Source organism: Paenibacillus lautus NBRC 15380, assembly GCF_004000945.1.
Taxonomy (GTDB): domain Bacteria; phylum Bacillota; class Bacilli; order Paenibacillales; family Paenibacillaceae; genus Paenibacillus_AQ; species Paenibacillus_AQ lautus.
Genome location: NZ_BIMF01000014.1, coordinates 67,674 through 81,080 on the forward strand (window position 1 = coordinate 67,674; position 13,407 = coordinate 81,080).

The 13,407-nt window shown below is 54.2% G+C and carries 4 protein-coding genes; all 4 read right to left on the reverse strand.

What is annotated here, in order from left to right; all coding sequences use genetic code 11:
- Position 1: 1 nt before the first annotated feature.
- Complete coding sequence (locus PLA01S_RS21840; protein WP_127594017.1) at positions 2-745, reverse strand: hypothetical protein; 744 nt, start codon at positions 743-745, stop codon at positions 2-4.
- Positions 746-1,355: 610 nt separating this feature from the next.
- Positions 1,356-6,317: a pullulanase gene (locus PLA01S_RS21845; RefSeq protein ID WP_127594018.1), complete on the reverse strand. Its 4,962-nt coding sequence runs from the start codon at positions 6,315-6,317 to the stop codon at positions 1,356-1,358.
- 430 nt (positions 6,318-6,747) lie between these two features.
- Positions 6,748-9,426: a family 78 glycoside hydrolase catalytic domain gene (locus PLA01S_RS21850; protein ID WP_127594019.1), complete on the reverse strand. Its 2,679-nt coding sequence runs from the start codon at positions 9,424-9,426 to the stop codon at positions 6,748-6,750.
- Positions 9,427-9,460: 34 nt separating this feature from the next.
- Positions 9,461-13,309 (reverse strand): DUF5722 domain-containing protein, encoded by a 3,849-nt coding sequence (locus tag PLA01S_RS21855; RefSeq protein WP_127594020.1) that lies wholly within the window; start codon positions 13,307-13,309, stop codon positions 9,461-9,463.
- Positions 13,310-13,407: the final 98 nt, after the last annotated feature.

The following is a 13,407-nucleotide window of genomic DNA, read 5'->3' on the forward strand; positions in this document are numbered from 1 at the left end:
CTTATTGCTTGTATAATTTGGTTTGCTTGATTAACGCATCGATTTCCTTCATGCACGGCATCTCCTCCACATCCCGGTAATCGGTGCTGCCGAGCAAAGAGATCTCCAGCAGCAGCTTATCAAGCTTGAGCATGATTTCCTCATTCGCCTCCAGATAACCGGTCACGTAAGCCAAGTACTCTTGGTATAACGCCGTTTTTTTCTGCGCCACCTTGCTGGACAGCTGGGAGGCTTTCGGCTGATCGGCCATGCGGGCGAAATCGGATGCGGCGAAGACGCCAAGCTTGTTCAGAATTCCTCGAATATTGAGATAGAACAGCTTCTCAACCTCATCGATGACCGCCATGAATTTCTTATAACTGAGCTCCGTTTGCTCAAAACGCTGACCCAGAACGCCCAGCAGCGCATTTCTCTTTTTCTCGATTCGCTCCAATTGGTCCAGGGCAAGGGCGATATCATTCTTCAGCACTTTCACATTGCGATAATGATGAAGCGCGTCTATGTAATCCTCACGGGTCTGAATCGTTTGGATCGGTTTTGCAGCCGGAGACTTGAACAACAAAACATAACTGCCATAAAAGAGTCCAAGAACACTGACAACCCATACGGTGATGACCAGTGCAGACTGGAAAGCGTTATCGCCGCCGACTTGGAAACCGAGCAGCCCGGGCGAAACCAGGACAATATTCACGATCGCGATAACCGCCATAAGCAGGAGCAGCTTCACGGATTTCGAGCCATTCAAGAATTAACACCTCCCCTACTCCTATAGAGCGATGACTGATTCGACCTATAACCGCCTTTTGAAACATCCGTAAAAACATAGGTAAATGAAGGATATAACACATACTACGTCTCAATTCGAAGTTAGATGCATTTTCCTCGCGAGACAGGCCTGCTGATTCACAATCCATTCCATTTGGTATCAGATCATCGCCTAGCTAATATGATGCGGGCATGATCATCCTGTGTCCGGAAAGCCCTGGTGGAACGCAGAGAATTGTTTAAGAACAGAGGGGCCAAGCCGAGGCAAGCAAGATCATAGAGGTAGGGTAACTATAACAAAATCACATAAATAATCCAATGGTTCTGCGACAAAAGGCACAAAAAAAGTCCTTCAGGGGCCTGAAGGACTTCTAAATTATAAGAGAATGACAGTCGAACCAACCAAGACCACTCATATAACTCTGCGTACTAGAGTCGACGGTAGGCTAGGAGTGCATACTTTCTATTTATAAGGCGGATGAGTAAGAAAAACGCAAATACTGTCGTATGACGGTAAAAAGAGCCGCTGGTATCATCCAGGGCTCTTTTCCTGATTTAATCTTTCTTGCTTAAGAATATCTAGTGCTACTTCAGAGTTGGTCCAACAGATTCAGCATGGCTTGTGCGCTTTCGGCACGGGTGGTCTTGACGTGAGGCGTAAACGTGCCATTGGCATGCCCCTTCATCAAGCCAAGGGACAAGGCTTCATTCACCTCTTGGACTGCCCATGGAGAAATTTGCCCCCGATCCTTCAGATCCGGTGCTTCCACCGAAGTGGAGGCATTCCCCTTGGCTCCGTATGCACGGTAGAGCATGACAGCCAGCTCCTCGCGGGTGATGGCCGCGTTCGGTGCGAACGTGTCCTTGCCTCTGCCGTTCACCAGCCCGTGCTGGTAAGCCGCCGCAACGGAGGAAGCATACCATGCTTCGCCGTCCACATCCGTGAAGGCCGCTCCTTGCGTGCTTTCAAGGCCCAGGGCACGAACGAGCATCGCGGCAAATTGTGCACGAGTCAACTGCTGATTCGGACTGAATTTCGCATCGTCGGTGCCATTTACAATATGCTTGGCTGCGAGCTCTTTTACCGCCTGCTCGGACCAATGGCCGGCAAGATCCGAAAACGATTTGTCGTATTCCAGCACGGCATAGTAGCTGAATTGACTGACTTCAGCCGTCAGCTGCCCGTTTACCGGCTTGCCGCCGGCATATTTCAATGGTCCCTGATCCGAGATTTGGTAGATGCCGGCCAGCTTGCCGTAAATAGCGCTGTCGACGGCAAATCCAATCGTTACAGGTGTTATGAAGTGCTCAAGCTTATATTCCTTGCTGTCTTTCGTGCGGACGGATAGCTGGAAATCATACATCTTGCTGCCCTGCTTCAATTTGGCCTTCTCGGCAGCAGCTGCTTTGGCTACGAGTGAGGCTGCCGTTTGCGACCCAAGCTCCTCCAGCTTAAACGAGATGACCGCATCCTTAGCCTCCTCTGCCGATACGAGCTGGCGCAGCGCTTTGAGCAGCGCGGACGGAAGCTGTACCATCACGCCGTCCTGTTTCAGTTCTAACGGCTTCGTCCCCAGAATATCCCCTGCCGTCAGCGGCAGGAGAACCTCGATATCTTCGGCACCGAGCTGAATCGCCACTTTCTCTTGTCCGCTGCGCAGCGACTCTTCGTTGACGATCCGCTGCCCCTGATTTGGCTTCGTTCCCGGATCGGCAGGCGGATTGCCGCCTGCTCCCCCGCCTCCGTTTCCGCTTCCGTTGCCGCTGCCAGGGTTGCTGCCGTTGCCGCCGTCATCAATCTTAGCATTCATTTTAATCACAATGGCCGTCAGAGGCTCAAGCTTAATCGAGCCGGAGGTTAACGTGAAGCCGGACTTCGTTTTAACGCCTGTCGTGCCCGCTTCATCGTTATCGACCACCACCGTGCCGGAGGTGAGATCCTCATTAATCGTCAACGTTCTCGACTGGTTGTCGGCATTAACGAACACATAATAATGGCCGGTGCCGTCCGTCGCTTTATTCTTATATGCAATGACCAGATCCTGCGCCTTTACTTCCGGAATCTGCAGCAGCGTCACATTCGAATTCACCATGGACTGATCGCCAAGGCGGAAAGCGTCGGACGATTTTCTCAACTCGATCAGTCCGGTCGTATATTCCCGCGTCTTGTTGTTCTCCGGATATTTGGCTTCATCCGTCGCTTTCTCCCAATCGAACATGTTGATGGCATCGGAAGAGTCGTAGGAGTCGTGGATGAAATAACCGAAACGGTTTCCTGCCTCGTCCTCTAATTCATGGTATTTCTGCTCGGGAACCCCTGGGCCCAGCCATTGCTTGGTCCGCCCGTACTCCTGTCCTGCGTGGAGGAACGCCGTTCCTTGCGAAGTCAAGGTGAGCAGGTTGCCCAGGCGAATGCGCTTATGGATCTCCAGATCATTCGCTGCAATCGAAGGGTCCTTTTTGATGGACTGCGCAATAATGTCGTACAGCGGCAAATTGTCATGGGCTTCAATGTATTGAACCATGTCACCCGGATCGTCTTCCTTCGTGTTGCTCGGCTGCGCCTTGATATTGTTGAAAATGGTTTGGATGTCGCGCGCGCCGCCCGTAATGAATCGTGGCTCTCCTTCATTGCCGAAGCCGGATTTCAGCTCGTTGCGGAACTCATCGGAGAAGACGCCGACGTCGTCCGTTTTATCCATCCAATTCTGGTCTGCCCCCTTGCCCGCCAGGGAAGGATCCGACAGATGACCGCCGAACGTGACCCAGCCCTCGCCGATAAACAGCGCTTTCGGGTTGATGGCTGCAGCGGCATCATAGGCGTTCTGCACGGCTTCATAGGTGGCGTCGCCCATCATGTCCCAGCGCATGCCGTCGATTTTGTATTCGTCGAACCAGTATTTCACCGAGTCCACCATCAGCTTCTCGGCCATCTTGTGGTTGGTTGCCAGGTTGTTGCCGAAGCCGCCAATGAAATTGCCGTTGATGTCCTGGAAGGCATAATAGTTCGGCACGATATCATTCAGGAATTCTGCCTTGGCCATATGGGTGTACACTACGTCCAGAACGACGCCCATGTCCGCCTCGTGGATGGCGTTAATCATCGCCTTGAGTTCCTTGATTCGAAGCTCCGGATCCGTAGGATCCTCGGAGTAAGCACCGTCAGGTGAGAAATAACTGTGCGGATCATACCCCCAGTTGTACTCATTGTCTTTTGCTGAATATTCCAGCTCCCTGTTCTTCATGGCAGCTTCGTCCCCGTAATACCAAGCCATCACGGGCAGCAGCTGAACATGGGTAACGCCCAACGACTTGATATATTCAAGCTTCTCTTTGAACGCATCGTAGGAGCCCCAAGTGGCGTTATGAAGGTCGTTCTCGATCGTTGGATCCGAGGTGAAATCCCGGACGTGAATCTCCCAGATGATGGCGTCTTCCCGCTGCTCATAACCAGGAATGTCCGCAAAACCGAAACCGACGGGATCCGTTTGACTCAAGTCGACGATAGCCGCCTTGCCGACGGTATCGCCGTCCAGTCCTGCCTCACCCTTGGTGTTCACTCTGAATTGCGCCATCGATTTGGCATATGGATCAAGCACGGTCTTCGTCACGCCGTCGTTGGTCACTTCGTATTGATAAAAGTATCCTCTAAAATCTTGGATCCCGAGGTTCCCCGGCTTCAATTGAACCGACCATACCCCTTTAGCGCCTTTTTGCAGGGTTACATTGCCGATCAACTGCGTGGCATCATCCTTGCTGTACACATTCGCGGTGACCTCGGCTGCCGTCGGTGCCCACAGCTTGAGCTCGGCTCCTCCAGCCTGATAGGTCGCCCCGAGATCATCGCCGTCGTAAGCGTACATCTCATCCAGCATTCTCCAGCCGGTCGAGGCCGATACGGTTTTTCCGGCGTAGGTTACCTTAAGCGGAGTTTGATCCAACTGGAATAATGCCGACACTTCGATGGTAGTGTTTCCGACAATCTTCACGTCTTGAATGGTAACCGTATGGTCGTCCTTATCCTTGATCTGCAGCTCATTCTTCAGCGTATCCGCTTCCAAGCCATCGGTCATCGTAAATCCGAGCTGGAGCTTTCCGGGAGCCAATACCTCTGCTGAGACTAACCCCGTAGGCACCTCCCCATACGGAGACGTGTAGACGGTGTTGTCGCCTTCTTTAATGAACAGATGCTGGTATCGGTCTACCAGGGTGAAGCCTTTGTCGCCGCCGTCTTTCCCGGCGTCTCCTTTGGACGGATCCAGCACGAGGAAATTCATCTTCTGGGCCCCCGGCTTCATCGGAATGTCCACATAAGCGCCATATCGGTCGGTTTGGCCTGAAGGGAACATGGTGGCTCCTGTCGGCCAGTCTTTCGAAGGCGCAGCAACATCGTCGCCCCATATCCACAAACCGTACGGATCGTAGTTCTGATCCTGCCGTTGATAGTAGATGCGCACGGTATCCGCCGGCAGGTCAACAGGCTCAAAGCTGTATACCGTATCGGAGCCTTCCTTGAGCCATACTTCGTTCATCTCCGGCGAGGCTAGGGTGAATTTCTTGTCGCCGCCGTCTTTATTGCCGCTGATGCGATCGACAACGACGATGCCGACTTTTTGGGCGCCGTCCTTGAGCGGAATGTCGACGAAGGCCCCGTAGCCGTCCTGCTGCCCGCTCGGGAATGGCGTTGCGCCTGTCGGCCAATTGGCGGACGGGGATGCAACGTCATCGAATATCCACAGTCCGATGCTGCCGTAATTTGCGTCCGTCCGGTTGTAATGGACGCGCAGATGGTTAGCCGGAACCGGCGTTCCCGGATCAGCGGGTACCGTGAAATGAGCAGCAACCCCGTGATTGTCCGCATGGTAGCTGAACGTAACCTTCACGTCCTGCGGCAGCTGAAGCGCCTCCCGATTAGCGGGGTGAACCGGGCTTGCCGCATCGCTGCCCAAAACGATTTGATACTCATGATCCCCTTCGTACACGTCGGCCGTCACCGTGTATACGTTGTCATAATCGGAATCCTGCATAATTAATCTCGCATCCGCAGGCGACCAGTCGGCCGCTTCGCCGATGCCCGATTGGAAGCTGCCGATCACACGGGGAAGCTTATCCGCCTCAATCGGAGCGTAGTATGTAGAATCCGCGATCCGGTGGGTCCCATGATTGTAATAAAAGGTAACCTGGGAGTCTTGGGCGAGCGTTATGAGGATGTTGCCATCCTTGTTCACTCCGCTGGGATTGGAATAATGGGCGGAGCCGTAATTCTCGTTCCAATTGCCATCAATCGCGATCTTGTATTCGTACGATCCCGCGGGCAAGCTGCCGGTAAACCTGTATTCTCCGTTCCCCATATCGTGCATGGTCGTCGCGGCCGCCGCCGGATCCCAATCCGCGCTATGGCCTAGTTCGGATTGCAGACTTCCTACCAGCGTAACCTGGTTTGGCGCTTTATTGGCATTGGCCGTTGATGGCGGAATGCCGAGCATGGAGAAAATCAGCGAAAAAATCATGATGATGGACCACGTTCGTTTGCTTGAAACCGTCATTCTCATGAACAAATAGCCTCCTTCTGTTCTTGGGTTAGGTACAGCTGATGCTATGTTGATGCCATTCATTGCGCAAACGCTTGCATAAACAGGGTTGAGCTTCCATCAAGTAAAGTACGACAATAACTGACAATGATAAGAGAATAGGTTCGAAATATAGAATGAAACAAACATAGATGAAAGCGATTACAATGGAAACGTTTGCATCATTTATTGTAGTATCGAGGTTCCTTCTCGTCAACCACATTTTGACCTGTTTTCAAAATGAATTTTGCGGTTCAAGCGGAAATTTCTTCAGCAGCAGCTAGCTCTAACAAATATAGGGAATCAGCCATCGGGATGGCTGATTCCCCTACTAAGCGTTTCATGTATGTCCGTTACTTGTAAATAGAGCCTCGGAATCGCCGAAGCTGGTCGGCCGCAAGAACGACTCTGCCTAATAGCGAACCGCTAACTCATAATGTCCGGACAGCAGCTCAAGTGTAAGCTCGGTATTGTCCAAGCCGCAGCAGACGACGCCGTCCGGCATGCTGCTTGAAGCTGCTCCTCCCCATATCTCTATACCATCGATCAGGAGGCCGGTAATGGGGCGGGAGCGCGGTGAATCCAGTACAACGGTAGCGCTCATTGTGCAGGGCAGCTCAAGCCGCATCTGAATGCCGGTTCCGCCCCCCCGCTCCCAACGTACGGAGATAGGGCCTCTTACGGTCGAAACGGAAGCCTCGGCAAAGTCCAGATCCGGCGCGAAAAAAGGGCGAATTCGTGCCGTCGCTAATCCGGGAGCTCCGCTCTGAATCCCGCAGACATACTCCTGCAGCAAGCGGCCGGGATAACCGTTCCACGCATGGCAGTGGGACTCGATATCATCCCAGCCTTCCCACATGGTCTCGGCGCCTTGTGCAACCATATAGCCCCACCCCGGATAATCCGATTTACTCAGCAAATGGTAGGCCTGATCTTGCAATCCCTCCTCGAACAAAAGACGGAGCAGCGGCAGCGATAAGACGGTCCTGCTCTCCCACGGTTTGCCTGCCACGGCCTTCAATGCAGCGTCACGGTCGTTCTGAGGCAGCAGCCCGGTGTATAATGCCAACGCATTAACGCCTTGATGGCTGGCAGTCGAACCCGAGCTGTCACGTAGCAGCTTGCTGGAACCATCGTACAGCTCATTCAAAACGCTGACTTGCAGCCTTACGGCATGGGCAGCATACGTCGCACTGTCATCTGCTCTACCCAGCGTGGCAGCGGCTTCCGACAGGATTCGCAGTGCCTGCCATGCCTTAATCTGCTGCACAGTCAGATATTCCCCTTCATGCTCAACCGTCGGATAGGGCCAATCGCTAATATGCCATCCGCGGCCGACCGGAATCAGGCCTGTTACTGGCGATATCAACGACAGATAGCCATCGATCATGGCCTGGAGGGGCTCATAATATCGAGAGAGCAGCTGCGTATTCCCGCTAAACTGATATAGCTTCCACAGCAAGGTCGCATAATGCAGGTCCCATTCCGGAATTTGAAGGAAAAAATCAGGATGCTCGTAGTTCGAAGGGAACACAAAAGGGAAGGAGCCGTCCTCCAGTTGGCCGTCCGCAAAATCCTGCAGCGTCTTATCCAATACCGGATAGGCATCGAAGTTATAAAGCAGCGTCTCGGCTTGGAGATCGGTATCCGCGAGATACTGGGCCTGTTCCCGATGCGGGCAGTCGACCACCTGGCCCAGCACATTGTTGCGCTGCGTCTGCAGGCAAACGTCGTACAGCTTGTTCAAGAAGTCGGACGAGCACCGGAAATGCCCCGTCCGTGCCATAACTGTACCCGCTGAGCAAATTCGCAGCTGGCCTTCCTCAATCGATTTCGGATAGCCGGTAACCTCCACATAACGAAAGGCTTTAAAGCTGAAATCCGGCTGCCAATATTCGATCCCTCCGCGTCCATGCATCGTATAAAGGTCGTAATAATGATGCGAAGTCTCGTTGCACACTTGATGGACAACCCGCCCGCTGCCATCAAGCGTTTCGGCATACCGCAGCCGTACCGTGACGCCTGCCATACCGGGCAAGGCCAATTGCGGCCAGCCCGATATGATTTTGCCAGCGTCGAATACCTGAATGAGCCCCTCTTCCCCGTTCACGATTGACGGCTCCGCTGCCACGGATGGGATGATAGACTCCAGCTCTTCCGCCTCGGGGAGCTGCTGCCAATGGAGTGACCATTCCTGTACGGATGGATGAGCAAGAACGACCGAAGTGCAGTGTTCATCTCCAACATCGGGCTGCAGCCAGCTCGGTTCCAGAAGAGCAGCGTCATAGTCCTCTATGGCCGATAAGCGGCGGTTCTGCTGGTATGGAGTCCCGGTGCGATGCGGAATCTGCCTTAAGGCCTGCCATGTCAGATCCGATACAACCAGCTGCTCCGTCCCGTCCTCATGCTCCACGTGCAGCTGGAGCAGCATTCCCGGGACTCCGTTCACATAGTTCTGGCCGCTCCCGCCCAAATAATGAACGGCAACGCCAATGCAGTTGACACCGCTCGACAAGAGGGTAGCCACATCATAAGCCAAGTAATATTCGCGATGAGGTATTCCCGTTGGAGCGGGAGAACCATAGCCTCCAACCCGTTGTCCGTTGACGAACAATTGGAATATATGGTGGGCGGATACGAATATTTTGGCCCACGCAACGGCTCCCCGTAGATCAAAGGATTTGCGGAAATAGGCAAAATCATTGGGCTTAATCTCCTCGGACCGCCATATCCATTCAGCACTCCAATCGCCGGGAAACAAGCCCGTATCCCAATATGCCGGTACGCTTTCGCTTTCCTTTCCCTGACAGTCCCAGACCGTAACCTGCCACCAGTAGCGCATATTGCTCTGCAGCGGCGGACCATCGTACAGCAGGCTTAGGCTTTGGTCTATCCGCTTGCCGCTGTCCCACACCAGATCTGCATCGCTGCGATGGAGCCCCTCCGCGGATAGGAACACCTTCACTCTGTAAGCGGCGCATACCGCTCCGCGCTGGTTGCTCTCTAACAGCCAGGAAAAACGGGGAGAAGACACATCCAGCCCCAATGGATTCTCCAGACCATGCACAAGCGGTTTTTGTATCGTAAGCAAGATGCTTCTCCCCTTCCAGACTGTCTATCAAGCGCTAGAATCCATCATTCAATGGATTCGATTGATCATGCGGCACGTTCACCTGGGTCACAGCCGTGGTTTCATTGCCGGCTTGATCCGTGACCGTATAAGTAATCGTGTAGATCCTGCCGGAGTCTGCACCCGATCTTGCCGCGCGCAAGCTGAATGTGGTGTCCATCGTGCCCAGCTCCGCACCCTGAATATCCTCCGCTTGCAGCTCCTCATTGCTTGTAATGGAGGTCAGCACGACGGAACCGATATCCGAGCCCGAATCGCTGGCGTCGACGGAAGCCGTGACCTGGACCAGCCTCTGGTTAGGCGGCCACAACGTAACCGGATCCGCCGTTACGGTCGCCATGGGCGCGGTCTGGTCGATCTTCAAGGTCAACGACTTGATGGAGCCCGGTTCCCCGGCTGGACTCATCGTCCGATAGCCCAGCCCATGAATCCCGTCCGTATTCATAATCATTTCGGAACCGTACGTTTGCCATTCTCCGTCATTCACGCGAAACTGAATGTCGTAGCCGTCGGGCATGCCATTCGCTGCGCCGAGCTTCACGGTTACCGGGCTTCGGTACCAGCCGTCGTTGCCATCCGGCTGCTCCGGCGTCAACGCTGCGGTAAGCTCTGCAGCCTCCGTGCTGTCGGCCAAACCGATGCCGTCCACATGGAAATATCCTCCTTGCCAATGCACCCGGCTTGCCGGCACAAGCCCAATTTTAATTTTGGTGATCCGGTCCCTATAGGCCCAATCCCCTAAGTTAACCGCCAGGTTGCTCCACTGTTTGGGCGGAACATTCCCCTCTGCTTCCAGCACATGCTGATCGCTGTACACCTTTACCCGAACGGTATAGGATACGGCCGCAGGCCCGTTCGAAGGATTGATGCCAAAGAACAGGTAAGGTTTGCCCTCGACATTCAGCGGCTCGTCGAACCGCTTGGCGATGCCTTTGCTGTCGCCCAGCTGCTCTCTGGTCATCACCGTGGCCTTGAGCGTTTGACTGCCGGTCCAGGTGACTGAAGCATCGGTTTCGACGCCGGATACATACTCTGCATGGGTCCAGCCCTCATCGCCGTTCTCAAAATCAAACAGCATTTCCGCGCCCTCCAGCTGCTCCGGAGGAAGGACGGCCGCTGGCGCCTTATCCGGTATCTCCCGCCGAGCAAGCTTGCCGGCATCGAAGGATGGCGCGATATCCTGCCAGTCGGCGATGCCGATGATCGGCTTCGCGAATTCCGTCACCTCCAGCGAACGTTCCGTATCGATATACTTAAAGACATCGTACACCAGCTTGTGCTCCGCAGGAATGCTGGCCCCCCTGCTCGTATCCGGATCATGCGTCCATAAACCGAGATTCAAGCCGTACTCTTCGGCATGGTCCACATGCCGGTGGAGAATGAAGGAGTCGATGCCGTCAAGGAAATCCGTAATGTAATAAGCATACGCATAGGCTGCCGCCTGCAGCTGCTGGCCTTCCGGCGAATTGTCGCCGCTGTGGAAGCCCTGCTCCGACAGGATAATCCGGCGGGCCTCGTTGCCGTACATGAACTTCGGCTGCTTCATGTAATCAACGAGAACGTGCAGGTTTTTAAACGTGATTTTCGGCGTATCGAACTGCTCGAGCGACTGCGGCGCAACCCAGGCTCTCGGATCGAACAGGTTTTCCGGATATGGGTGATAAGCGATGTGCCACGGAATGTCGCCCGCTGCGGCGATCTCCGCCTGAAGCGTATCGATGATCGATCGGCCGTCGAACGAGCCGATCTGCGTGGACGGCAGCTGCTGATCCCAGTTATGCGTCAACGAAATATACACTCTGGCGTTGCTGTAAAAGCTTTTTACGACGGTATTCGTTATTCTCACGGTCCGGGCATAGTCCTGAACGAATTCCCTGACCGTTTTATCGTTGCCCATATTGTACCAGGTCTCCCCGGCATCCACCTCGTTGCCAACGATGTAATTGACGGCTCTGCCGTATTTCTCGTCCTCGCGCGAGTAGCGCTCGGCCAGGAAGGCGGTGATGGCTTTATAATACTTCGTCCCTAGCTCATCCGTCGTGTTAAATGCATAGACGATGCCTTCCGTGGCATCCGGATGGAGCAAATAGCGGTTAGGCGTGGTATCGTCCATCCCCCCCTTATACATGAGGAGGATCAGGGATACCGTCACTCCGTTATCGGACAAACTCTTGATGGAATTATCCCGCTCCTCGATCCAATCCTTCTTGAAGTAGAAGGTCTCCCCTTCGTAGGAATATTCGAACGTATTGGCCGGATTGACGGCCCCGTTCATGTACAGGGCGTTATTGTAATCCACGTTCAGCGCGGCATGGCTGATGCCGAGGTCCTCCGCATCGCCGACCATCTGCACCTGCAGCCCCTTCTTGCTCTTCGCCACAGGGAACGGATACGTGTTCGGCGCAAGCGCCTCGGGGTTGCTCACGTATTTGGCGCGATCCACGAGCTCCAGCGATCCGTCCGGAAGCCTGGCCGCGACCGCAAATTTGGATTGCAGGCGGGTACGTCCCTCTTCTCCTGCCAGGTCCAGCTCAAACATAAATTGATCTTGAATCCCCTGTTCAGCAACCGGCTCTCGATTCGCCAGATCCCTTTCGGATTCATAGGGTTGCAGCTCAAACAATTGGAGCTCTCCGCCTTCATAAAGCTCCGCTTCCCCGGGCTTTAATGCGCCCTCGATCACGATCCGATCCCGGGAAGGGGCGATCTCATACCTCGTGAGCTCCCCGGGGAAAACCTCGATCGGAGCCAACTGTTTGAATCGGATCTGATCGATGCCAACTTCTCCCGTGCTTGCCCCTCCGTCGTTCAGGAACGTCAACCGGAACTGCTTCAGGCTGCCGCTCCACTCCGGATGCAGCGACAGATTAAATTCCTGTTCAACGGACTGGCTGTTATTCGCTTCGATGTCGAACACCTCCGACTTCGTTTCATCCCAATCGGGGCTTTCCTCCGTAATCCAATCGACTTTCACTTTGCTGAATGGCGACTCGTTCCTCCATTTGACGCTTAATGTATTGTAATGATCGATATCCTGGATGATCACCGGAGATTGCAATACGGGAGCGGCACCCGCCGGTGTCAACCGGAGCTCACCTCCGGCTGCGTCTACCTCTGCACCCTGGGCGGTAAACCCTTCCGTTTCCCCGTCCACGTTAAAATCCATGCCGATGGCGTTCGATCCGCTGAGATAATCGATCTGGTAATTGCCGCCCCAGAATTCGTATCCCGGATCGCCCGGTTTCAGTCCACCGTGATCGAAGTTGAGCATGAACGCGAACTCAATCTTGGTGACGTGGTCCCGCTGGGCCCAGTCCTTGACGGACACCGCAACTTTGCTCCAGCTGTTCGGATTGATTTGGGCGATGCTCTCATAGGAATCTTCGCCGCTGAACAGGGTAACCTTGATCAGATAGTCCTCCGTCTGCCACCCGTAACAGTTGGCCGCAAACGTAAGATAGTTCACGCCCGACAAGTCGAGCGGCTGATCAAAAGCCCTGGATACCGTTCTCCATTCATAGGCTTTGACTTCATCCGACCATACCTCGAGCACATGGCTTCCCTCATATGGAGAGTTCGGGCCGTTGGCATAACGGTCGGCGTAGGTGACTTTCTCCGCCCCGGCTCCGCTGGTCCATTTACCCGGCTGGTTTACCGCATCGGGCTCGTTAAAATCGTCAATGACGATCGAAGGCGTGTAACCCGTCACGTTCAGGACATGGGGGGATGCCTTTAAATCCGGATCATACGTGCCCGCAAACACGATCCCGGCGGGATACGCTTGCAGGGTGAGGGCCAGCAGGACGGAATACACCAGCAGCGTCTTAAGCCTCTTCAACTTCATCAAGCTTTTCCTCCTCAAAATGGATTCTGATGATACGTTTGCCGCAGTTTGACACCATTCACCCCCTTTCCAAACCGAATATTCGCTCAGCACCAAGC